Here is a 23,601-nt window from a genome sequence, read left to right as displayed (position 1 = left end):
CCGGGGTGGTACTCCGGCTGGAAGCAGCCGCTTCTCTACCGGCGGGGGAATCCAGTGCCGGGAATCCGGCACGGCTCCAGGGCTGCGCCGGGACGGAAATGGGCGTCTGCGCCGGGGCCGGAGTTTTCCACAGGGAGTTATCCACAGGGGTGGTCGGTCGGGGCGGTCGTTGGCACAGTGGTGGGCATGCGGGGGTGGTGGCAGGACCTCACCGACTTGGTGCTGCCGGCCGAGTGCGGAGGCTGTGCAAGGCCTCGCACGGTGCTCTGCCCGGAGTGCCGTGCCGTCCTGAGCGGGACCGTACCGAGCCGGGTGCGACCGGTGCCGGAGCCGTCCGGACTGCCGGTCGTGCACGCGGCGGCACAGTACGCGGACGAGGTGCGGGCCGTGCTGCTGGCCCACAAGGAACGCGGGGCGCTGACGCTCGCGGCACCGCTCGGTGCGGCTCTGGCGGGAGCCGTGCGGGCGGGGCTTCGGGAGGCCGGTGCGTACGGCGACGGGGCGTCCGTGCGGGCTGTGCGGTCCCGGGGGCCGCAGGGGCGGGTCGATGGGGCGGGGAGTTTCGGGAGCGCTGGTGCGCGTGTGCTGCTCGTACCCGTTCCGTCCGCGCGAGGAGCAGTTCGGGCGAGGGGGCATGATCCGGCGCGGCGGATCGCGCTCGCGGCTGCAGGTGAGCTGCGGCGGGCCGGGACGCCGGCGCAGGTGCTCGCCGTGCTGCGGCACAGGCGGGCGGTGGCCGATCAGTCGGGGCTCAACTCCCGGCAGCGGCTGGACAATCTCGCCGGCGCGCTGACGGTGGCTCCCGGGGGCGGTCGGCTGCTCGCCGGTGGTCCGGTCGTGCTCGTCGACGACCTGATGACGACGGGTGCGTCCCTGGCGGAGGCGGCGCGTGCTGTGCGGGCGGCCTTGGCGGAGGGGACGGAGTCCTGCAGCCCGGACGGGGCGGACCCGCGTAGCCCGGAGGGAGTGGGCTCGCGCAACCGTACGGCGGAGTCGGCGGGCCGCGGGAGCGCGGTGCGGTCGGTCGCGTACGGCAGGGCGGCAGGTACCGGAGCCGGCCGGGGCATGGCTGAGGAAGCGAGCGGATACGGCAGAACGGCGGAGGTGGCGGGCGCGTATGGATGGGTGACCGGGGAGTCCGGTGTGAGTGATGACGGGACAACCGCTGTGTACGTGGCGGGAACTCGGGAAAGCACATGGGAACGGAGGGCGCGATCGACGGAGGGCGCTGTGCGGCAGACGCGTGAGGTGCCGGGAATCATGGGCACCGGGCGGGCCGGTGACGTGATCTGCGCGGCCGTGGTCGCTGCGTCGCCGGATTCTTTCGAAATAAACCGGAACTGACTGCGAACTTGCATCGTTGCAGGTAACGAGAGGGTCAATTCACCTGAACGGAGGTACGCCGCAGTAGAGGGTGACGACATCCGTCCGGGCGAGATATGTTCGGTTGTGAGGGAAAGGCGCAGGCCATCCCTGCCATATCCGAATGCCGTGCTGCGGGTTTTACGCAATCAGCCGCGGCGCTGGGGTGGAGATCTTGCCCATGGGGGAGGAGGAGGTGGAAGTCACCGAGTCCGAGGTTCCGGGGTTCACCGGAGCCTGGTGCAAAAGGGAGATGCTCCGCCGATGGAGCGGAGCGATCCGGGAACGGAGTTCTGCGTGGACATCGTCGTCAAGGGCCGCAAGACCGAGGTGCCCGAGCGGTTCCGCAAGCACGTGGCCGAGAAGCTGAAGCTGGAGAAGATCCAGAGGCTCGATGCCAAGGTGATCAGCCTCGACGTCGAGGTGTCCAAGGAGCCCAACCCCCGACAGGCCGACCGCAGCGATCGAGTGGAGATCACGCTCCGCTCCCGCGGTCCGGTGATCCGGGCGGAGGCAGCGGCGAGCGATCCGTACGCGGCGCTCGACCTGGCGGCGGAGAAGCTGGATGCCCGGCTGCGTAAGCAGCACGACAAGCGTTTCTCGCGCCGAGGCGCACGCCGACTCACGGCGGCCGAGGTCCCCGACCACGTTCCGGGCGTGGCGACGCTCAACGGCAACGGCCACACCTTCCAGGAAGAAGAGCCGGACGGAGTTCCCACCAAGAAGATCGGCTCGCTGGAAGTAAAGGGCGAAGGCCCTCTCATCGTGCGCGAGAAGACGCACGTCGCCTCCCCGATGACCCTCGACCAAGCCCTCTACGAGATGGAATTGGTCGGGCACGACTTCTACCTCTTCGTCGACTCCGAGACGAAGGAACCGAGTGTCGTCTACCGGCGGCACGCCTACGACTACGGGGTCATCCACCTCAACACGGACCCGATGGTCACCCAGGCGCACTCTCCCGCGGCTGGTGGCACGCTGGGCGGCTGACCGACCCGGCTGACAGCTGAGCCGGTGCCCCTGGAGCGCGTGTGCGCCCCCAGGGGCACCGGTGTGCGACCACTTCGCGCCCCGCGCGTCACCGCAGTGTCGGCCCGGCATGAAATCATGGCCGCTACCGGCCCAACCGGTGGGCCGCTGCCTTGGGTTGGCGATGGCAAACGACCAGCCACAGCCTTCAGGGGGAGGAACGATGACGGACAGCTTCGGACCGATGCGGGACGAGGGTGCCGACGGCGATGTCGTCGGCATGGGCCCGGAAGCGGGCTCTCCACGCAAGGAGCCGATCAGAGTCCTCGTCGTGGACGACCACGCCCTGTTCCGCCGTGGACTGGAGATCGTGCTCGCGGCCGAGGAGGACATTCAGGTCGTAGGGGAGGCGGGAGACGGCGCGGAGGCCGTGGACAAGGCCGCCGACCTGCTGCCTGACATCATCCTGATGGACGTACGGATGCCCAAGCGGGGCGGGATCGAGGCCTGCACCTCCATCAAGGAGGTGGCCCCCAGCGCGAAGATCATCATGCTGACGATCAGCGACGAGGAGGCCGACCTCTACGACGCGATCAAGGCGGGCGCGACCGGTTATCTCCTCAAGGAGATCTCCACGGACGAGGTGGCCACCGCCATTCGCGCGGTGGCCGACGGGCAGTCGCAGATCAGTCCGTCCATGGCCTCGAAGCTGCTCACCGAGTTCAAGTCGATGATCCAGCGGACGGACGAGCGCCGGCTTGTGCCCGCGCCGCGGCTGACGGACCGTGAGCTGGAGGTCCTCAAGCTCGTCGCCACGGGGATGAACAACCGCGATATCGCCAAGGAGTTGTTCATCTCCGAGAACACCGTGAAGAACCATGTGCGCAACATCCTGGAGAAGCTTCAGCTGCACTCCAGGATGGAGGCCGTGGTGTATGCGATGCGGGAGAAGATCCTCGAGATCCGTTAGAGGGGAGCCTTTGAGGGTCACGCCACCAGGCGGGCTAGTTCGCGGGTGAGGGGTTCGCGCAGGTCGGGTGTGTCCACCCGTTCCACGCGTACGTCCGTGCAGTCCACCCAGCTCGCCGCCTCGGCCAGCGCCTGGGCCACCGCAGGGACCGCCTTCGGGCCGTCCAAGGTGACCTGCTTGGCCACCAGCGTGCGGCCCTCACGGGCCGGGTCCACGCGGCCGACGAGGCGGCCGCCGGCCAGGACCGGCATCGCGAAGTAGCCGTAGACCCGCTTCTGCTTGGGGACGTAGGCCTCCAAGCGGTGGGTGAAGCCGAAGATCCGCTCCGTGCGTGCCCGTTCCCAGATGAGGGAGTCGAACGGGGACAGGAGAGTGGTGCGGTGACGGCCCCGCGGGGGTGTCTCCAGGGCCGCGGGGTCGGCCCAGGCCGGCTTGCCCCAGCCCTCGACCGTGACCGGGACCAGGCCCGAGTCGGCGATCACCGCGTCGACCTGTTCGCCCTTGAGGCGGTGGTAGTCGGCGATGTCCGCGCGGGTGCCGACGCCGAGGGACTGGCCGGCCAGGCGGACCAGGCGGCGCAGGCATTCGGTGTCGTCCAGGCCGTCGTGCAGCAGTGCCTGCGGGATGGCGCGTTCGGCGAGGTCGTAGACGCGCTTCCAGCCGCGGCGCTCGACGCAGACCACCTCGCCGTACATCAGCGCGCGTTCGGCGGCGACCTTCGAGCCCGACCAGTCCCACCACTCGCTGGTCCTTTTCGCGCCGCCCAGTTCGGTCGCGGTGAGGGGGCCCTCGGTGCGGAGCTGCTTGATGACCTGGTCGTAGGCGCCGTCGGGGAGTTCGTGGTTCCAGTGGGGGCGGTTTCGGTAGGCGCGGCGGCGGAAGGCGAAGTGCGGCCATTCCTCGATGGGGAGGATGCAGGCGGCGTGGGACCAGTACTCGAAGGCATGCGGTCGTGGCGAAGGGGCGTCGGTGGATGCGGCCGTCCAGTAGGCGGTCTCGACCGTCTTGCGGCCTACCGCGCCCAGGCGGGCGTACGGGATGAGCTCGTGGGAGCGGGCCAGGACCGAGATGGTGTCGAGTTGGACCGCGCCGAGGTGACGGAGTATGCCGCGGACGCCGGACCGGCGGTCGGGCGTGCCGAGGAAGCCTTGGGCTCTCAGGGCGATGCGGCGGGCTTCGTCTGCCGAGAGGTCAGTGCTGGGGCGCGGGGTCGTCATGGGATCGGACGATAGGGGGTGGCACTGACAAGGGGGCGTGAGCTGGGGGTTTGAGGGAGGGGGGCCGGTGCTGGGGGCCGCGTGGGACGGCGGTGTCTCCCTCGCGAGTGGAGGCCGGGACGGCCGTGCTCAGCTCCCCGTGCCGGACTGGGCGGAGCGTGTCGGTGCCGGCAAGTACGGTGCCGTCGAGGGTAGGCCCAGGTCCGACGGGAGCAGGGAACCCACCCAGCAGTCCCGGTGTACGCCTTGGTGGGCGATGGCGGAGCGGAGGGTGCCCTCGAGGGTGAAGCCGGCGCGCTCTGCCACTGCGCGAGAGGGGGTGTTGCCGACCTCCGCGCGCCATTCCACGCGGTCGATCGAGAGGTGGACGAAGGCCCAGCGGGAAGCGGTGAGGACGGCTTCGGTGATGTAGCCGTTGCCGCGGTGTTCCTTCGTGCCCCAGAAACCGATCTCCGCTCCGCTCATGGAACGCATCGTGAGACCGAGCATGCCGACCAGGTCCTCCCCTTCGGGGAGGAAGAGTCCCCAGGTGAACATCGAGCCGTTCCGCCAGCCGTCGGGGACCAGTTGGTCCGTGAAGCTGTGGGCGTGCTCGTACAGGTAGGGCGAGGGGAGCGTGGTCCAGCGCTGGATGTCCGGGTCCTGGGCGGCCTCGTACACGGCGTCGGTGTCCTTCGGGCCGACCGTGCGCATCAGGAGGCGGCCGGTGGTGAGCGTGACGGGTTCCATCGGCCGATTCTGCTCCGGGGGGCGCAGCAGGCGCCATCCTTTAGTGAGCGGTGTGTGCGCGTGCGATCGCATTTCGTGCAATTCGTAGGCGGAACGCGGCACCATCTGTGACCCCCGGCCGTTGTCCCCTTTGACGGAGATTTGAAGCCGCGGACGGTCGGCGTCACCGGCAGGCTCCCGGCGTGGCGGGGTCCTCGCATACGATGGCCGTTGCTCAGTCAAGTCAAATGGAAACCGACCGTCCCAGGCCCGACCGGCAAGGAGACCAACCCCCGTGTCCGTCCTCTCGAAGATCATGCGTGCAGGCGAAGGCAAGATCCTGCGCAAGCTGCACCGCATCGCGGACCAGGTCAACTCCATCGAAGAGGACTTCGTCGACCTCTCCGACGCCGAGCTGCGGGCCCTCACCGATGAGTACAAGCAGCGGTACGCCGATGGTGAGAGCCTGGATGATCTGCTCCCGGAGGCCTTCGCCACCGTTCGCGAGGCCGCCAAGCGCGTCCTCGGCCAGCGACACTACGACGTGCAGATGATGGGTGGCGCCGCCCTCCACCTCGGCTATGTCGCCGAGATGAAGACCGGTGAGGGCAAGACCCTCGTCGGCACGCTGCCCGCGTATCTGAACGCTCTTTCCGGAGATGGCGTTCACCTCATCACGGTCAACGACTACCTGGCCGAGCGCGACTCCGAGATGATGGGCCGCGTCCACAAGTTCCTGGGTCTGTCCGTCGGCTGCATCCTCGCCAACATGACGCCGGCCCAGCGCCGCGAGCAGTACAACTGCGACATCACCTACGGCACGAACAACGAGTTCGGCTTCGACTACCTCCGCGACAACATGGCGTGGTCCAAGGACGAGCTCGTCCAGCGCGGCCACAACTACGCCATCGTCGACGAGGTCGACTCCATCCTCGTCGACGAGGCCCGTACGCCGCTGATCATCTCCGGCCCGGCCGACCAGGCCACCAAGTGGTACGGCGACTTCGCCAAGCTGGTCACGCGCCTGAAGAAGGGCGAGGCGGGCAACCCCCTCAAGGGCATCGAGGAGACCGGCGACTACGAGGTCGACGAGAAGAAGCGCACGGTCGCCATCCACGAGTCCGGTGTCGCCAAGGTCGAGGACTGGCTGGGCATCGACAACCTCTACGAGTCGGTGAACACGCCGCTGGTGGGCTACCTGAACAACGCCATCAAGGCGAAGGAGCTCTTCAAGAAGGACAAGGACTACGTCGTCATCGACGGCGAGGTCATGATCGTCGACGAGCACACCGGCCGTATCCTCGCCGGCCGCCGCTACAACGAGGGCATGCACCAGGCGATCGAGGCGAAGGAAGGGGTGGACATCAAGGACGAGAACCAGACCCTCGCCACTATCACCCTGCAGAACTTCTTCCGCCTCTACAGCAAGCTCTCCGGCATGACCGGTACGGCGATGACCGAGGCCGCCGAGTTCCACCAGATCTACAAGCTCGGCGTGGTCCCGATCCCGACCAACCGGCCGATGGTCCGCAAGGACCAGTCGGACCTGATCTACCGCACCGAGGTCGCCAAGTTCGAGGCGGTCGTCGACGACATCGCCGAGAAGCACGAGAAGGGCCAGCCGATCCTCGTCGGTACGACGTCGGTCGAGAAGTCCGAGTATCTGTCGCAGCAGTTGAGCAAGCGCGGTATCCAGCACGAGGTGCTGAACGCGAAGCAGCACGACCGTGAGGCGACGATCGTCGCCCAGGCCGGCCGCAAGGGCGCCGTGACGGTGGCCACCAACATGGCCGGCCGTGGTACGGACATCAAGCTCGGCGGCAACCCCGACGACCTCGCCGAGGCGGAGCTGCGCCAGCGCGGCCTCGACCCCGAGGAGCACATCGAGGAGTGGGCCGCGGCGCTGCCCGCCGCCCTGGAGAAGGCCGAGCAGGCGGTCAAGGCGGAGTTCGAGGAGGTCAAGGACCTCGGCGGCCTCTACGTCCTCGGCACCGAGCGGCACGAGTCGCGTCGTATCGACAACCAGCTGCGCGGTCGTTCCGGCCGTCAGGGTGACCCGGGCGAGTCCCGCTTCTACCTGTCGCTGGGTGACGACCTGATGAGGCTCTTCAAGGCCCAGATGGTCGAGCGCGTGATGTCGATGGCGAACGTCCCGGACGACGTGCCGATCGAGAACAAGATGGTCACGCGCGCGATCGCGTCCGCCCAGTCGCAGGTCGAGCAGCAGAACTTCGAGACCCGTAAGAACGTCCTGAAGTACGACGAGGTCCTCAACCGCCAGCGCGAGGTCATCTACGGCGAGCGGCGCCGCGTCCTGGAGGGCGAGGACCTGCACGAGCAGGTGCAGCACTTCATGGACGACACGATCGACGCGTACGTCGCCGCGGAGACCGCCGAGGGCTTCGCCGAGGAGTGGGACCTGGACCGGCTGTGGGGCGCGTTCAAGCAGCTCTACCCGGTGAAGGTCACCATCGAGGAGCTGGAGGAGGCGGCCGGCGACCGCGCCGGGCTGACCGCCGAGTTCGTCGCCGAGTCCATCAAGGACGACATCCACGCGCAGTACGAGGAGCGCGAGGGGCAGCTCGGCTCCGAGATCATGCGTGAGCTGGAGCGCCGGGTCGTTCTGTCGGTCCTGGACCGCAAGTGGCGCGAGCACCTCTACGAGATGGACTACCTCCAGGAGGGCATCGGCCTGCGCGCGATGGCCCAGAAGGACCCGCTGGTCGAGTACCAGCGCGAGGGCTTCGACATGTTCACCGCGATGATGGAGGGCATCAAGGAGGAGTCCGTCGGCTACCTGTTCAACCTGGAGGTCCAGGTCGAGCAGCAGGTCGAGGAGGTCCCGGTCGAGGACACCAAGCCGGTGGCCGACCTCGAGAAGAAGGACGCGGTGCCGGCGCAGGCGGGCGCGCGTCCCGAGATCCGTGCCAAGGGCCTCGAGGCCCCGCGCCGCCCGGACCGGCTGCACTACACCGCGCCCAAGGTGGACGGCGAGGGTGACATCGTCGAGGGCGACTTCACCAACGACGACGAGCCGGTGCGCTCCGAGGCCGACGGCCTCACGCGCGCGGAGCGGCGCAAGCAGTCGCGTGGTGGTCGGCGCCGTAAGAAGTAACGCCGGGTGAGAGCGCCGCACGGGCCCAGCGCCGTCGGGAAGACGGTGCCTGTGCCGGTGCTCGTGGCGTCGTAGCGATTGAAGGGCCGGGTCTCCGTTTGGGGGCCCGGCCCTTCGGCGTGCGTGGCCTGCTGCGGCTCGTAGTGAGCCGTTGTGGTGGCTCGTGGCGACCTGTCGTGGCGACCTGTCGTGGTGGCTCGTGGCGGCCCGTTGTGGTGGTCAGTCGTCGGCCGGGCGCGGCCTGCGCGGGCCGCCCAGTTCCACCGCCGTGCAGCGCCACCGGAGATCCCCGCCCTGCTCCAGGCGGAATGCCATGGCGCGCAGCTGGTCGCCGGCGCCGATGCGGGCGAAGGCCTCGATGGCTCCCGGGCGGGGCTCGAAGTACCCGATGTCGCGGACGACGGGGCGGGTGCCGCGGGCGCGCAGGGGGCCGCGTTCCGCGAGCCAGGCGAGTTCGTCGTAGGCGCGGCCGATGGTGTGGCGGAGCATCGAGTGGACGGGGCGCTGGCCGCTGAGGACCAGGAGCAGGCGGTCGGCGAAGACGTCGGTGGGGCGGGGCTGGGGGATCTGGATGGCCGGCCCACGAGGAGCTTGTGCCGGGACGAGGTGGGGTGCGTGGGCCCCTTGCCCCGCCGGGGCTTGCGGAGCGTCCCACGTCGGGGCTGGGGCGGTCGGGTGGGCCGCGTGGACCGACGCGGGCGGGGTGCCGAACCGTTCTGGGACGGGGGCCGGTCCGACGGGGGCACGGCTGCCGGTAGGCGCCGCGGACACCGCAGCCCGCGGATGGACGTGGGCGGGCGCGGCGATGCTTCCCGCGGTGGGCGGCCGGTTGTCGGTGGGCCTCGTGCGGGTGAGGGCTTCCGTCGTGCCCGGTGAGTTCGGTGGGCGGCCGTCGGGCGACGTCGTACGGGATGCGCCGTGGCCCGGTGTGCGGGGTGGGATGCCGCCGGGGCGGCGGGTGTCGCGGCGGCTGGGCGGGCGGGTGCCGGGGCGGTGCTGTGCCCTGGTCATGACCTTGTTCATGGAGTCCCCGTTCGCTGAACCCGATTGATACCGGGCAGTAACTTCGCGGTCGGTGATCTTGTACGGGGTTCTGGGTGCCGACGGCAAGGAAGCGGAGGCTCGGGGCGGGCGGCCGGAATGTTCACTTATCTGGGTGATCCGCGGACGCGGAGGGCCGTGATGGCGGGCCTGCACCGGGTGAATTTCCGGACCGGAGTGGACGCCGGGCGGGGTGGTGGTGGGGACTCGAAAGGGGACACCCGCACGTATCCTGAAGGCCGTCCGGGAGGTGCGGGACCGGCGGTGCGGGACCCGCCCTTCCGAGTCCTTGCGGAGCCTTACGAACGACGAAAGTGGTCAGCCATGCGCGTCTACGTCCCCCTGACCCTCCCCGGTCTCGCCGAGGCCTACAAGACGGGTGAGCTGGGGACCGGGCCGCTCGTCGCATACGGCGTCACGCCCGCGTTGCGCGAGTGGTATCTCTCCGACGACATCGAGGAGTTGGAGTACGCGGCGCTGAACCGGGCCGCGCTGGCCTCGCTGCGGCTGCTGGCGGCGGAGTCCGGGGCGGTGCGGCGCCGGGTCGTGGTCGCCGTCGACGTGCCCGACGGGGCGGCGGTCGCCGATCCCGACCGAGGGCTGGATCCGTCGGCGCTGGGTGAGGTGCGGATCGCCGGGGGCGTGGCGCTGGCCAAGGCGGCCTCCGTGCATGTCGACTCGGGCGACGCGGAGGCGGACGTGGCGGCGGCCGCAGAGGCGCTGGAGGCGGCCGACGGCGGGGACGACGACGCGCAGTTCGTCGTGGACGGGGCCGAGGATCACGAGCTGCTGTGGTACGCGACTCAGGAGATTCCGAATCTGGTGGGGCTGAGGGACTGAGGCCGGCGGCGTTGTGCCGGTCGACCGGTCGACCGGTCGACCGGTCGGCGGGTCGGTCGGGTCGGGTGGTTGTTGGGTCGGTCGGTGTTCGGATGTGCATCCCGGATGCCTCGTTGACCTGCTGTTCTCTTGATTGTCAGTGGTGGCGGGTACGGTTTTTGGCATGGGGAAGCAGGTAGGGGCGCACATCGTCTGGGACTGGAACGGGACGCTGTTCCACGACAATGACGCGATCATCGGGGCGACGAACGCGGCGTTCGGCGAGCTGGGGCTCGACCCGATCACGATGGAGCAGTACCGGGCGCTGTACTGCGTGCCGGTGCCGAAGTTCTACGAGCGGTTGCTCGGGCGGCTGCCGACCGACGCCGAGTGGGAGGTCATGGACGAGACCTTCCACCGGTACTACACCGAGCACCGGGTGAGGTGCGGGCTCACCGAGGGCGTGGCGGAGCTGCTCGTGGAGTGGCGGTCGGCGGGGCGCAGCCAGTCGATCCTCAGCATGTACGGGCATGAGGAACTCGTCCCGCTGGTACGGGGGTTCGGGATCGAGGAGCACTTCATACGCGTCGACGGGCGGACCGGGCCGTCCGGGGGCAGCAAGGCCGAGCACATGGTGCGGCACATCGAGGCGCTCGTGAGCGTGGATCCGGCGCGCACGGTGGTGATCGGGGACGCTGCCGACGACGCGGTGGCGGCGCTGCATGTGGGGGCGCGGGCCGTGCTCTACACCGGCGGGTCGCACGGGCGGGCGAGCCTTGAGGAGGTGGGGGTGCCGGTGGTGGACACGTTGGGGGAGGCGGTCGCGGAGGCGGAGCGGCTGGCTGCTTGAGCGGGGGCTGGGCGGGCCGCGCGGCGGGCTGCTGAGCCGGGGAGCCGGGGAGCCGGCGGGATTGAGCCCCGCGGGCATGGGTCCGAGTAGGCGGGGTGCCGGAGTGGGGGCGGTGCCCGAGGGGGCACGGTGCCGGAGGAGGTGCGGTGCCGGAGCAGAGGCGATGCCGGGGGCCGGGCACCGTGATGTGGGCGTTCCGGTGGCAGTGGAGAAGGGGCGCTGTGGCTTGCGGCTGGAGCGGCGCGGCGCTCTGGGAACGCCGCGCCGGGGGTGGTGGGGCTGCTTGTGGGCCCGAAGCCGGTCAGGTCACCGGTGCCTTCGCCCGTAGGACCGTCAGGAACTCGCGCATCCAGCCGGAGTGGTCCGGCCAGGCGCGGGAGGAGACCAGGGTGCCGTCGACCACCGCCTCGGCGTCCTGGAAGGTGGCGCCGGCCGCCTGCATGTCCAGTTCCAGGGCGGGGTACGCCGTGACGCGGCGGCCGCGGAGGCTGTCGATCGCGGCGGTGAGCAGGGGGCCGTGGCAGATCTGGGCGACCGGCTTGTCTGCGTCGAAGAACGACTTGAGGATCTTGCGGAGTTCGGGGTCGTTGCGGAGGTACTCGGGGGCTCGGCCGCCGGGGATGACGATGGCGACGTAGTCGCCCGGGTCGACCTCGGAGAAGGCCAGGTCGGCGGGCCAGGTGTAGCCGGGTTTCTCGGTGTAGGTGTCGAAGCCGGGTTCGAAGTCGTGGACGACGAACTGGAGCTGTTTGCGGGTGGGGGCCGCGATGTGGACGTCGTAGCCCTCTTCGCGGAGGCGCTGGTAGGGGTAGAGGACCTCCAGTGACTCTGCGGCATCGCCGGTGACGATGAGGATTTTCGCTGTCATGTCGGGTGCGCTCCTCTTTTTGGCCGTGGTCTGCGTCTCCGTCGGGCCTTATGGGCAACGTGCCTCGGGGGCGGGGTCTTGCCAAGGGGCTGTGCGTCTTTGGGTGCCGCGGAAGGGGGTGGGTTTCGCTTGGCGGTGTTTTGCTGGGGGCCCGGCGCTGCGGCTGAGGCTGCGGGCGTTGCGCAGCCCGGCGCTACGGGGTGCCGCTGCGCCCACCCGTGCCGCCCCAGCTGCACGACTGCCCGCAGCTACGTGCGCCGGACTGCCCGCAGCTACGTGCGCCGGACTGCCCGCAGCTACGTGCGCCGGACTGCCCGCAGCTACGCGCCCCCGACGGCCGCAGCTACGCGCCCCCGACCGCCGACGCTGCGCGCGCCCGACCGCTCGCCGTCGTGCGCCGGGCTGCCCGCAGCTACGTGCGCCGGGCTGCCCGCAGCTACGCGCCCCCGACCGCCCCCAGCTACGCGCGCCCGACCGCCCACAGCTACGCGCCCCCGACCGCCGCCGCTGCGCGCGCCACGGAGTCGCTGCCGTTGGCCGCTGCCTTCGTACGGGTTGCCGGGGGACTACGGGGCACCAGCTGTTTTCGGACACCCGTTGCCTCCCGATGGCGTGGTTTCGCCTCGGTTTCCCGTCCCCGCTCCGCCTCGCCCGCACATCCCAGCCTCCCCCTCCCCACCCCACCCCGCCAGTTACGCCCTCCCCGCCCCGTTTGCCCCTGTGCGGAACGTCAAAGTTCCACCCCCGGTTTTGTACACATACGGCTCATGACGGGCCCCCTGTAAGGAGCGATAGCCTTAGTGGCGTGATCAGCGCGATAGCTCGCGGGAGCACTGTTGCTCCTGCCCTGCGCCCGGGGAGCACGGACGACATCCGTGCCCGGGCGGCGGTCGCTGGTCTTCGCGGGCGGGAGGGGGGCGTAAGGGCTCCCGGGACGTCATGTACACCCCGGGCCCGGACGTCGCAGAGAGCAGCGTCACACCCCGTGAGCAGCTCAAGATTGGCTCATATATCCCCGCTCATCTCACCTCGCGGCATAGCGTCGAAGCAGACCGGACACCCCGCGTCGCGGCGTTACACCGGAGGGGAAGAGACCGTACTTCCTTCAACGTCACGCAACGGCGCGCGACAGGAGCCAGAGGACAATGCAGACCAAGCTGGACGAAGCCAAGGCCGAGCTGCTCGAGAGGGCCGCCCGGGTAGCTGAGAACAGCCCGGTCGGGGGGTACCTACCGACTGGGACGACGGACGAGAGCAGCCCCGGCACCCCGGACCACGACACCGTGCTCTCGTTCCTCCAGCGCTACTACCTGCACACCGCCCCGGAGGACTTCACCGGCCGCGACCCGGTCGACGTCTTCGGAGCCGCCTTCTCGCACTACCGGCTGGCCGAGAACCGCCCTCAGGGCACGGCCAACGTGCGGGTGCACACGCCCACCGTCGAAGAGAACGGGTGGATGTGCAGCCACTCCGTCGTCGAAGTCGTCACCGACGACATGCCCTTCCTGGTCGATTCGGTGACCAACGAGCTGACTCGGCAGGGGCGGGGGATCCATGTGGTCATCCACCCGCAGGTCTTCGTCCGCCGTGACGTCACCGGCAAGCTCATCGAGGTGCTCCCCGAGTCGCCGGCCGGTGAGATGCCGCACGATGCGCACACCGAGTCCTGGATCCACGTCGAGATCGACCGTGAGACCGACCGCGCCGACCTGAAGCAGATCACCGCCGACCTGCTGCGCGTCCTGTCCGATGTCCGTGAGGCCGTCGAGGACTGGAGCAAGATGCGGGACGCGGCCCTGCGGATGGCCGACGAACTGCCCCGCGAACCCACCTCCGACCTGCGCGAGCAGGAGGTCGAGGAGGCCCGCGAGCTGCTGCGCTGGCTGGCCGACGACCACTTCACCTTCCTCGGCTACCGCGAGTACGAGCTGCGCGAGGACGACTCGCTGGCCGCCGTGCCCGGCACCGGCCTCGGCATCCTGCGCTCCGACCCGCACCACTCCGAGACCGACAGCCACCCGGTCAGCCCGTCCTTCGAGCGGCTGCCCGCCGACGCCCGCGCCAAGGCCCGCGAGCACAAGCTCCTCATCCTCACCAAGGCCAACAGCCGGGCGACCGTGCACCGGCCGTCGTACCTCGACTACGTCGGGGTGAAGAAGTTCGACGAGAACGGGGAGGTCGTCGGCGAGCGGCGCTACCTGGGCCTGTTCTCCTCGGCCGCGTACACCGAGTCCGTCCGCCGGGTGCCCGTCGTCCGGCGCAAGGTGGATGATGTGCTGGAGGCCGCCGGGTTCTCGCCCCACAGCCACGACGGGCGCGACCTGCTGCAGATCCTGGAGACGTACCCGCGCGACGAGCTCTTCCAGACCCCGGTCCCCGAGCTCCAGCGCATCGCCACCTCCGTGCTCTACCTCCAGGAGCGCCGTCGGCTGCGGCTCTACCTGCGGCAGGACGAGTACGGCCGCTACTACTCCGCCCTCGTCTACCTCCCGCGCGACCGCTACACCACCGGCGTGCGCCTGCGGATCATCGACATCCTGAAGGAGGAACTCGGCGGTACCAGCGTCGACTTCACCGCCTGGAACACCGAGTCGATCCTCTCCCGGCTGCACTTCGTCGTCCGCGTCCCGCAGGGCACCGAGCTGCCGCAGCTGTCCGACGCCGACAAGGAGCGCATCGAGGCCCGCCTGGTCGAGGCCGCCCGCTCCTGGGCCGACGGCTTCGCCGACGCGCTGAACGCCGAACTCGGCGAGGAGCGCGCCGCCGAGCTGCTGCGCCGCTACTCGGGCGCCTTCCCCGAGGGCTACAAGGCCGACCACGGCCCGCGCTCCGCGGTCTCCGACCTCGTCCACCTCGAACAGCTCACCGAGGAGAACAACTTCTCGCTGAGCCTGTACGAGCCGGTCGGCGCAGCCCCCGAGGAGCGCCGCTTCAAGATCTACCGCAAGGGCGCGGCCGTCTCCCTGTCCGCCGTCCTGCCGGTCCTCAGCCGGCTCGGCGTCGAGGTCGTCGACGAGCGGCCGTACGAACTGCGCTGCTCCGACCGCAGCGTCGCCTGGATCTACGACTTCGGCCTGCGTATGCCCAAGGCGGGCGGCGCCGTCGACTATGTCGGTGACGACGCCCGCGAGCGGTTCTCCGAGGCCTTCGCCGCCACCTGGACCGGCAAGGCGGAGAACGACGGCTTCAACGCCCTCGTGCTGAGCGCCGGGCTGACCTGGCGCCAGGCCATGGTGCTGCGGGCGTACGCCAAGTACCTGCGGCAGGCGGGCTCCACCTTCTCGCAGGACTACATGGAGGACACCCTCCGCGACAACGTCCACACCACCCGCCTGCTCGTCTCCCTGTTCGAGGCGCGGATGTCGCCGGACCGCCAGAGCGCCGGCCGCGAGATCGTGGACGCGCTACTCGAAGAGGTCGACGCGGCGCTCGACCAGGTGGCGAGCCTCGACGAGGACCGGATCCTGCGGTCCTTCCTCACCGTCATCAAGGCGACGCTGCGGACGAACTTCTTCCAGGAGGCGGCGGGCGGCCAGCCGCACGACTACGTCTCCATGAAGTTCGACCCGCAGGCCATCCCCGACCTGCCGGCGCCGCGCCCGGCGTATGAGATCTGGGTCTACTCGCCGCGCGTCGAGGGCGTGCACCTGCGCTTCGGCAAGGTCGCGCGAGGCGGCCTGCGCTGGTCCGACCGGCGTGAGGACTTCCGCACCGAGATCCTCGGCCTGGTCAAGGCGCAGATGGTGAAGAACACCGTCATCGTGCCGGTCGGCGCCAAGGGCGGCTTCGTCGCCAAGCAGCTGCCGGACCCGAGTGTGGACCGGGACGCGTGGCTGGCGGAGGGCATCGCCAGCTACAAGACGTTCATCTCGGCGCTGCTCGACATCACCGACAACATGGTCGCGGGCGAGGTCGTGCCGCCCTCGGAGGTCGTCCGGCACGACGGCGACGACACCTACCTCGTCGTCGCCGCCGACAAGGGCACCGCGACCTTCTCCGACATCGCCAACGGGGTCGCCGAGCAGTACAACTTCTGGCTCGGTGACGCCTTCGCCTCCGGCGGCTCGGCCGGCTACGACCACAAGGGCATGGGCATCACCGCCCGCGGCGCCTGGGAGTCCGTCAAGCGGCACTTCCGCGAGCTGGCCGTGGACACGCAGAGCGAGGACTTCACGGTCGTCGGCATCGGCGACATGTCCGGTGACGTGTTCGGCAACGGCATGCTGCTCAGCGAGCACATCCGCCTGGTCGCCGCCTTCGACCACCGGCACATCTTCATCGACCCGAACCCGGACGCGGCCACCTCCTACGCCGAGCGCCGCCGCGTCTTCGAGCTGCCGCGCTCCAGCTGGGAGGACTACAACACCGAGCTGCTGTCGGCCGGGGGCGGCGTCTTCCCCCGCAGCGCCAAGGCGATCCAGGTCAACGCGCACATCCGCGAGGCCCTCGGCATCGAGGGCAAGGTCTCCAAGATGACGCCGGCCGAGCTGATGAAGGCCATCCTCAAGGCGCCGGTGGACCTGCTGTGGAACGGCGGCATCGGTACGTACGTCAAGGCGTCCACCGAGACCCACGCGGACGTCGGCGACAAGGCCAACGACCCGATCCGCGTCGACGGCGCCGACCTGCGCGTCAAGGTCGTCGGCGAGGGCGGCAACCTGGGCCTGACCCAGCTCGGCCGGATCGAGTTCGCGCGCAACGGCGGCAAGATCAACACCGATGCCATCGACAACAGCGCGGGCGTCGACACCTCCGACCACGAGGTGAACATCAAGATCCTGCTCAACGGCCTGGTCGCGGACGGCGACATGACCGTCAAGCAGCGCAACAAGCTGCTCGCCGAGATGACCGACGAGGTCGGTCACCTGGTCCTGCGCAACAACTACGCACAGAACACGGCGATCGCCAACGCCCTCGCCCAGTCCAAGGACATGCTCCACGCCCAGCAGCGCTTCATGAAGCACCTGGTCAGGGAAGGCCACCTGGACCGCGCGCTGGAGTTCCTGCCCACCGACCGCCAGGTCCGCGAACGCCTCGGCGCCGGCCACGGCCTGACCGGCCCGGAGACGGCCGTCCTGATGGCGTACACGAAGATCACGGTCGCCGAGGAGCTGCTGCACACCTCGCTGCCCGACGACCCGTACCTGAGCACCCTGCTGCACGCGTACTTCCCGACCGCGCTGCGCGAGCGGTTCCCCGAGCACCTCGTCAGCCACCCGCTGCGCCGTGAGATCACCACGACCGTGCTGGTCAACGACACGGTCAACACGGGCGGTACGACGTATCTGCACCGGCTGCGCGAGGAGACCGGCGCCTCGCTGGAGGAGATCGTCCGGGCGCAGACCGTGGCCCGCGCGATCTTCCGCTCGGCGGTCGTCTGGGACGAGGTCGAGGCGCTCGACAACAAGGTCGAGGCCGACGTCCAGACCCGGATCCGGCTGCACTCGCGCCGTCTCGTCGAGCGCGGCACGCGCTGGCTGCTCAACAACCGGCCGCAGCCGCTGCAGCTCGTCGACACCGTCGACTTCTTCGCCGAGCGTGTCGAGCAGGTCTGGTCGCAGCTGCCGAAGCTGCTGCGCGGCGCGGACCTCGACTGGTACCAGCAGATCTACGACGAGCTGTCCGGCGCCGGCGTCCCGGACGAACTCGCCACGCGTGTGGCCGGGTTCTCCTCCGCCTTCCCGACGCTGGACATCGTCTCGGTGGCCGACCGCATGAGCCGGGACCCGATGGACGTCGCCGAGGTCTACTACGACCTCGCCGACCGCCTCCACATCACCCAGCTCATGGACCGCATCATCGAGCTGCCCCGCGCGGACCGCTGGCAGTCCATGGCCCGCGCCTCCATCCGCGAGGACCTCTACGCCGCGCACGCGGCCCTGACCTCGGACGTCCTGGCGGCCGGCAACGGCACCGCGACGCCCGAGCAGCGCTACAAGGCGTGGGAGCAGAAGAACATGGCGATCCTGGGGCGGGCGCGCACCACCCTGGAGGAGATCCAGGGATCGGACACCTTCGATCTGGCCAACCTTTCGGTGGCCATGCGGACCATGCGGACGCTGCTGCGGACGCACTCGTAGGCCGTACGCCTATCCAGGCCGTACGAATATCAGGGCGCCCCGGGCTGTGACGGCCCGGGGCGCTCCCGCATTCGGGGCAAATCGGGAATTACAGTGCTGGCGTGAGCACGATGCGCGCCGCGCCGCGGAGGCGGAGAACGACGGTCGCTCCGCAGGCCGCTGCCGCGCTGGTCCTGGTTCTGCTGCTCCTCGTGATCGTCCGGCTCCCCTGGGCCGGTGACCTCGGTATGCACGCGGCGACCGTCGAACGCCTGCGGCACAGCCTGGTCGATCCCGGCAATCCGCTGGTCGACGCGGACACGCCGAGTCCGTACTACTCGCCGTGGATGCTGGTGCTCGGGTGCCTCGCGCGGGTGACGGGGCTTTCGGTCTTCGTCGTGCTGCGGATCGGTGCGCTGGCCGGGCTGGCGCTCTTGATCACGGGCCTGTGGCGCTACGTGCGCACACTGAGCGCGCATCGGGCCGCGCCCGCGCTGGCCGCGCTGTGCCTGGTGTTGCTGTGGGGGACCTCGCTGTTCATGTGGAGCGGGTTTCTCGGGCTGAACTCGCTGGCGTTGACGGTGTCGTATCCGAGTGTGTTCGCGCTCGGGCTGGCCTTTCATTTCTGGGCCTGGCTGGCGGGGGCGGTGCGCTCGGGTCCGGCGGGTGGTGCGGGGACGTGGATCGGGCTCGGGGTGCTGTGGGCGGTGATCCTGCTCTGCCATCAGTTCTCGGGGGTCGTGGCCTGCCTGGGTGCGCTGGCCACGGTGGTCGCCGCACGGCCCGGCCGCGAGGTGTGGCTGCGGCTGGCGGGCGGGGCGGCGGTCGGGGTGGTGGTGCTGTGGGTGTGGCCGTACTACGACTTCTTCGCACTGTTCGGGGCGGGCGCCGATCTGGAGGCGGTGCATCGGGGGTTGTACCGGGACCTGGTGGGCCGGTACTGGCTGGTGCTGCTCGGGGTGGCGGCGCTGGTGGCGCGGTGGCGGCGGGACCGGCGCGATGCGTTGGTGCTGTTCTTCGCGCTGGGGGCGATGGTCGTGGCGCTGGGTGGGGTGAGCGGGCACTACTCGTGGGGGCGGGCGCTGCCCGCGGTGCTGATTCCCGCGCAGATCGCTGCCGCGTTGGGGGCGTTCGAGTGGCGGACTCGGCGTGGCGTGTGGGTGGGGATGCTGGCCGGGGCGCTGGTCGTGGGGGCGTGGACGCAGGTCGGGACCCTTGGGTACGTCGTTCCGCGCGCTGCGCTGCCCGGGGTGGTCGCAGCCAAGTACCGGGCGCCGTGGGCGGGATACCACTGGGTCACGCCCTGGGTGAAGTACGGGGACGTGGTCATGGCGCGGACTCTTCCGGCGCGGCAGATTCCGGCGTACGGGGCGTACACCGTGGCGCCCGGGTATCCCGACTTCTTCCTGCCGGACGAGGCGCGGCGGGAGGCTGCCGTGCGGCGGTACTTCGCGGTGGGGACGCCGGGGGGCGTGCGACGGGGGATCGCGCAGGCGTACCGGGTGCGGTGGGTGGTGGATCGGGCGGCGGCGGGCGGGGCGGGGGAGCCGGGGCTGCGGGTGGTGGCTCGGGGGCCGGGTGGGCAGGTGCTGTACGAGGTGGTGCCGTGAGGATCCCTTCGCCGGGCTCGTGCGAGAGGTGACCGTCGACGCGAGTCCTACCGCAGCGCGCTCCTCAGCAGGCGGGCCGCTCTGCGCACCCTCGGGCGCGCCACGCGCCGTACCACCGGCCGCACCACCCTCGCCGTGACGCCCACCGGCTGCCACCGCACCTGCAGGCGGCCCGGACCGCGGCCCTCCGGTTCGATCGTGACCCGGTGCGGGGCCGTACCGGCGTGGTAGTCGATGCGGGCCGTCAGGGGCGGGAAGGACAGGGGCGCCAGGAGTACGGCCGTGTGGGCCAGGCCCTGGTGCTCGATGCGCAGGAGGGGATGGCGGACGCCGGCGAAGCCGTGGTGGGGGACCGGGGCCGACGACAGGTCCAGGTGGACGTGGCCTTCGAAGATGCCGGGGCGGACGGGGGAGAGGCGGAAGGGGACCTTGAGGCGGCGTCGGCCGGGTCGGACGAGGAGGCTCGCGCGGTGCGGGCCCACCGGGAGGCGCAGACCCGGGTCGTAGGTCCGGATCGTGAGGTCGACCGAGGCGCCGGGGCCGCGCGTGAGCTCCGTGATCTCGTGCCGGAACTGGGCGCTGCGGAACGGGCGGGTGTCCAGCTCCAGGTCGGCGATGTCCAGTTCGCGGCGGGCCCAGTCCGTGGTGGGGAGGCTGTTCCCCCAGTACGTGCGGCCTTCGGCGTCCGGTGTCACCTGCCTCGGCGCCACCCCGTGGCCCAGTCCCCGCGCCGCCAGCCGGGCCTCGGAAAAACGGTGTTCGCGGATCAGCTGGAGGACCACGCGTTCCGTGCGGGGCAGGCGGGCGTAGGCCGTGGGGGACACGGTTTCCAGGTAGGGGGTCATGATCTCCGCGAAGCCGGTCAGCCACTCCTCGTCGCGGTACGGCAGGTCCCCGGCGTACATCCGGAAGTCGTGCTTGAGGAACTTGTAGTCCTTGTCCTCGCGCAGCGCCCCGTGCCCGTTCTCGGTGAGGAAGCCGTCGATGAGCCGCTGGACCTGGACGCGGTCGCGGACGTTGTCGAGTCGGTGGCGCTGGTTGGAGATCGACGCGGCGTCCGTGGCCGCGTACGGCGCGATGTACCAGCGGTACACCGGCTCGGGGATGATCGTGAACTCCTTGGCCAGACAGTACGCCTGCGTCGTGAACAGCTGGTCCTCGTAGTGGATGCCCTCGGGGAACCGCAGGTCGTGCCGGTCCAGGAACGCGCGGGCGTACATCTTGCTCGTCGACAGGTGCTCGAAGAGCAGCCGCGGTTCGGACTCGATGCCGACCACCGTGCGGCGCTCGGCGACCAGGTGCGGCATCCACCTGGTGCGGCGCCCGCTGTCCTCCCGGACCCGCACCACCGCGCCCATCGCGAAGTCGATCTCCCGCTCGCGGTGGGCGGCGAGCAGCAACTCCACGGCGTCGTCGGGGAGTTCGTCGTCGCTGTCCAGGAACATCACGTACGGCGCCCGGGCGATCTCCAGGGCGCGGTTGCGCGGGGCGCTGCAGCCGCCGCTGTTCTCCGGCAGGCGGAGGTGGCGGATACGGGGATCGCGGGACGCCAACTCCCTTGCCACATCCGGAGTTTCGTCCGTCGAGTGGTCGTCGCTGATGACGATCTCGATGTTGGCGTGGGTCTGGCGGCGCACCGACTCCACGGCACGGGGCAGGCGTGCCGCGTCGTTGTAGACGATGACCGTCACGGTGACGTCGGGGACGGTGACGTCGGGCACGGCGGCGCCTTGGGGTGTGGCGTCCGGTTTCATACCGACTCCCGGGGGCTCGGCGCCGGCGTGCGTTGCTCCAGCGGGATCACCGGCGGCAGGGCGTCCTCGCTCTCGCCTAGGAACACCCGGCGTACGACCCGTTCGGCGGCGCGTCCGTCGTCGTACTCGCAGAAGCGGCGCCGGAAGGCCGCCCGGGCCTTTGTCGCGCACTCGTCGTGCCATGCCTCGGTGGCGAGGATCTCCGCCAGTTCGTGCTGAGTGCGGGCCACTTGGCCCGGTGGCTCGGCCGGCAGGTCGAAGTAGACGCCGCGGGTGGAGCGGTAGGTCTCCCAGTCGTCGGCGTAGACGACGATCGGGCGGTCGAGGTTGGCGTAGTCGAACATGATGGACGAGTAGTCGGTGACCAGCGCGTCGGCGGCCAGGCACAGGTCCTCGACCGGGTCGTAGGCGGAGACGTCGATGATCCGGCCCGTGCGGCGCAGGGCGGTCAGCGGGGACGGTCTGCCGTCGTAGAAGTAGTGGCCGCGGATCAGCAGGACCGTTTCCTCGCCGAGCTGGTCGGCGAGGGTGGCGAGGTCGAGGCGGGGCGTCCAGCCGGCCTCGTAGTCGCGGTGGGTCGGGGCGTAGAGGATCGCGCGGTGGGCCGGGGGGATGCCCAGGCGGTCGCGGACGGCGCGGATGTCGGCGGCGGTGGCCGTGTAGAAGACGTCGTTGCGCGGATAGCCGTAGTCGAGGGAGACGAAGCGGGAGGGGTACGCGCGCTCCCACATCCGGGTGGAGTGGCTGTTCGCCGAGACGCTGTAGTCCCACTTGTCGATACGGGCGAGCAGCGCCTGGAAGTCGAGCCCCTTGGCGGCGGCCGGGAACTCCAGCTGGTCCACGCCCATGCGCTTGAGCGGGGTGCCGTGATGGGTCTGCAGGTGGACCGCGTCCGGGCGTTTCACCACCGCGTTGGGGTAGTTGACGTTGTTGACCAGGTACTTCGCCGTGGCCAGCACCTCGCGGCAGCGGCGGGTGCCGGGGAGTACGTGGTCCGTGTGGGGCGGCAGGAGCGGGGCGTTCTCCGGCGTCACCACCCACACCGGGTGGATCTGCGGGGCGAGTTCGGTGAGCTTGGCGGCGATCGCCGCCGGGTTGCAGGCCACGCCGCGGTTCCAGTACGCCGCGAAGACGGCCAGGTTGGGGTTGACCGGGCGGGACAGGGACGTGCGGTAGTGGCGGTCGCCGAAGGCGGCGGCGACCTGGCGTCCGCGGGTTCGTACGGCCGCCTTCGCGGCGCGGCGGGCGCGGTTGGCGGTCTGGAAGGCGCGGTACCTGGTGTACGCGTTCTCTTCGAGCAGGGCGCGGCGGATGGCCTCGGGGCCGGAGGGGGGACGGTGCCCGGGCGGGCGGTGCCGCACGGCCGCTTCGCCGGCTCGGCGGAAGAACTCCCTGGCCACCGCGTCCGGCATGGCGGTGCGGGCGAAGGTGCGCAGGCAGTCCTGGACCATGACGTCGTACAGGACGGCGTCGGGGGCGGGGCCGGCGGTGGGGCGGGCGGTGGGGCGGTTCCGGGCGAGGGCGAGGAGCGTTTCGTAGCGGTCGATCAGGGCGTAGCGCTCCTCGGGGGTGACCGGGGGGAGGCTCTCGGGGCGCAGCTCGTGGTGCTCGTACGCCACTTGGTTCAGGGCGGCGATGTGGTCGGCGAGGAGGAGGGCGGCGTAGGCGGCGTACGGCTCGTCGAGGGTGGTGAGTTGTGGTTCGTGCGCCTGCCAGAAGGGTGTGCGCAGCGCGCGGTTGCCCAGCAGGGGCGTGATGCGGAGCGCGGTGCGGGCGATGCCGTCGAGGGGGTGGGCGGCGCGGCCCGCGCGGGCCAGGCGGGGGCCGTCCTCGGAGGGGAGGCCGGAGGTCTCCCAGGTGGAGCGGACGTGGTCGAAGAGGAGGACGTCCACCTCGTCCGGCAGTTCCGCGGCGCGCTCGGCGATCATGCGCGGGGCGCCGGCGGGCAGGCCGTCCTTGGCGTGCACGAAGTGCAGCCAGCGGCCGGAGGCCCGGGACGCCCCCGCCGACCGGGCCGCGGCGTCCCCCGTCCCGTCCGGCAGGGGCAGCACCAGCATCTCGGGGGCGCACGCCCGGGCCGCCTCGTGCGCCCAGGCGCCGACCGCGGCCACGATCACCTCGACCTCGGGGTGGGGGTGCGCGGCGAGGGAGGCGATGAGTGAGGTCAGGCGGTCCTGGGTGTTGGGTCCGTGGACGATGACGCTGAGCTCGGGCATCGCGGGGACTCCTTCACCTTCGCCATCACTCCGGGGACCCTGT

Annotated in this window: 14 protein-coding genes; 8 read left to right on the top strand and 6 right to left on the bottom strand. The window is 70.5% G+C overall.

Features of this window, described 5'->3' with window-relative positions; all coding sequences use genetic code 11:
- Nucleotides 1–186: 186 nt before the first annotated feature.
- The 3 genes from AB5J49_RS18900 (at nucleotide 187) to AB5J49_RS18890 (ending at nucleotide 3,301) form a co-directional block, all read left to right on the top strand.
- Nucleotides 187–1,344, top strand: coding sequence for a ComF family protein (locus AB5J49_RS18900; RefSeq protein WP_369169800.1), 1,158 nt, complete (start codon nucleotides 187–189; stop codon nucleotides 1,342–1,344).
- A gap of 282 nt (nucleotides 1,345–1,626) precedes the next feature.
- A complete protein-coding gene (raiA, locus tag AB5J49_RS18895; protein ID WP_369169799.1) occupies nucleotides 1,627–2,352 on the top strand; it encodes a ribosome-associated translation inhibitor RaiA in 726 nt (241 codons plus the stop codon).
- Between the two features lie 202 nt (nucleotides 2,353–2,554).
- Nucleotides 2,555–3,301 (top strand): response regulator, encoded by a 747-nt coding sequence (locus tag AB5J49_RS18890; RefSeq protein ID WP_369169798.1) that lies wholly within the window; start codon nucleotides 2,555–2,557, stop codon nucleotides 3,299–3,301.
- A 17-nt stretch (nucleotides 3,302–3,318) separates the two neighbouring features.
- Here the strand turns inward: AB5J49_RS18890 and AB5J49_RS18885 are convergent, their stop codons facing one another.
- Both AB5J49_RS18885 and AB5J49_RS18880 read right to left on the bottom strand, forming a co-directional pair.
- Entirely contained in the window at nucleotides 3,319–4,518 is a 1,200-nt protein-coding gene (locus tag AB5J49_RS18885; RefSeq protein ID WP_369169797.1) for a winged helix-turn-helix domain-containing protein, read from the bottom strand.
- A gap of 129 nt (nucleotides 4,519–4,647) precedes the next feature.
- Complete coding sequence (locus AB5J49_RS18880) at nucleotides 4,648–5,247, bottom strand: GNAT family N-acetyltransferase (RefSeq protein WP_369169796.1); 600 nt, start codon at nucleotides 5,245–5,247, stop codon at nucleotides 4,648–4,650.
- Between the two features lie 274 nt (nucleotides 5,248–5,521).
- Here AB5J49_RS18880 and secA point away from each other — a divergent pair, with 274 nt between their 5' ends.
- A complete protein-coding gene (gene secA, locus AB5J49_RS18875; protein ID WP_369169795.1) occupies nucleotides 5,522–8,341 on the top strand; it encodes a preprotein translocase subunit SecA in 2,820 nt (939 codons plus the stop codon).
- Nucleotides 8,342–8,560: 219 nt separating this feature from the next.
- Here the strand turns inward: secA and AB5J49_RS18870 are convergent, their stop codons facing one another.
- Nucleotides 8,561–9,364: an Rv3235 family protein gene (locus tag AB5J49_RS18870; RefSeq protein ID WP_369169794.1), complete on the bottom strand. Its 804-nt coding sequence runs from the start codon at nucleotides 9,362–9,364 to the stop codon at nucleotides 8,561–8,563.
- A 342-nt stretch (nucleotides 9,365–9,706) separates the two neighbouring features.
- Between AB5J49_RS18870 and AB5J49_RS18865 the strand changes: the two genes are divergently transcribed.
- Together AB5J49_RS18865 and AB5J49_RS18860 are read left to right on the top strand one after the other, a co-directional pair.
- The gene (locus AB5J49_RS18865; protein ID WP_369169793.1) at nucleotides 9,707–10,222 is read left to right on the top strand and encodes a hypothetical protein; all 516 of its coding nucleotides are present in this window, start codon (nucleotides 9,707–9,709) and stop codon (nucleotides 10,220–10,222) included.
- Between the two features lie 163 nt (nucleotides 10,223–10,385).
- The gene (locus AB5J49_RS18860; RefSeq protein WP_369169792.1) at nucleotides 10,386–11,051 is read left to right on the top strand and encodes an HAD family hydrolase; all 666 of its coding nucleotides are present in this window, start codon (nucleotides 10,386–10,388) and stop codon (nucleotides 11,049–11,051) included.
- 301 nt (nucleotides 11,052–11,352) lie between these two features.
- On the opposite strand, the gene AB5J49_RS18855 is transcribed toward AB5J49_RS18860, so the two are convergent.
- Entirely contained in the window at nucleotides 11,353–11,919 is a 567-nt protein-coding gene (locus AB5J49_RS18855; protein WP_369169791.1) for a DJ-1/PfpI family protein, read from the bottom strand.
- A 1,145-nt stretch (nucleotides 11,920–13,064) separates the two neighbouring features.
- Here AB5J49_RS18855 and AB5J49_RS18850 point away from each other — a divergent pair.
- Nucleotides 13,065–17,999, top strand: a complete 4,935-nt coding sequence (locus AB5J49_RS18850) for an NAD-glutamate dehydrogenase (protein ID WP_369169790.1) — start codon at nucleotides 13,065–13,067, stop codon at nucleotides 17,997–17,999.
- A 110-nt stretch (nucleotides 18,000–18,109) separates the two neighbouring features.
- Nucleotides 18,110–19,588: a hypothetical protein gene (locus tag AB5J49_RS18845; protein WP_369175186.1), complete on the top strand. Its 1,479-nt coding sequence runs from the start codon at nucleotides 18,110–18,112 to the stop codon at nucleotides 19,586–19,588.
- A 47-nt stretch (nucleotides 19,589–19,635) separates the two neighbouring features.
- Here the strand turns inward: AB5J49_RS18845 and AB5J49_RS18840 are convergent, their stop codons facing one another.
- Nucleotides 19,636–21,342 carry a glycosyltransferase family 2 protein gene (locus AB5J49_RS18840; protein WP_369169789.1) on the bottom strand — a complete coding sequence of 569 codons (1,707 nt, stop codon included), beginning with the start codon at nucleotides 21,340–21,342 and terminating at the stop codon, nucleotides 19,636–19,638.
- Nucleotides 21,339–23,558 (bottom strand): CDP-glycerol glycerophosphotransferase family protein, encoded by a 2,220-nt coding sequence (locus AB5J49_RS18835; RefSeq protein ID WP_369169788.1) that lies wholly within the window; start codon nucleotides 23,556–23,558, stop codon nucleotides 21,339–21,341. The genes AB5J49_RS18840 and AB5J49_RS18835 overlap by 4 nt, the downstream gene beginning before the upstream one ends.
- Nucleotides 23,559–23,601: the final 43 nt, after the last annotated feature.

This window comes from Streptomyces sp. R28 (assembly GCF_041052385.1).
Taxonomy (GTDB): Bacteria; Actinomycetota; Actinomycetes; order Streptomycetales; family Streptomycetaceae; genus Streptomyces.
Note: the sequence above shows the minus strand (reverse complement) of the source record. Positions and strands in the feature narration are given on the sequence as shown.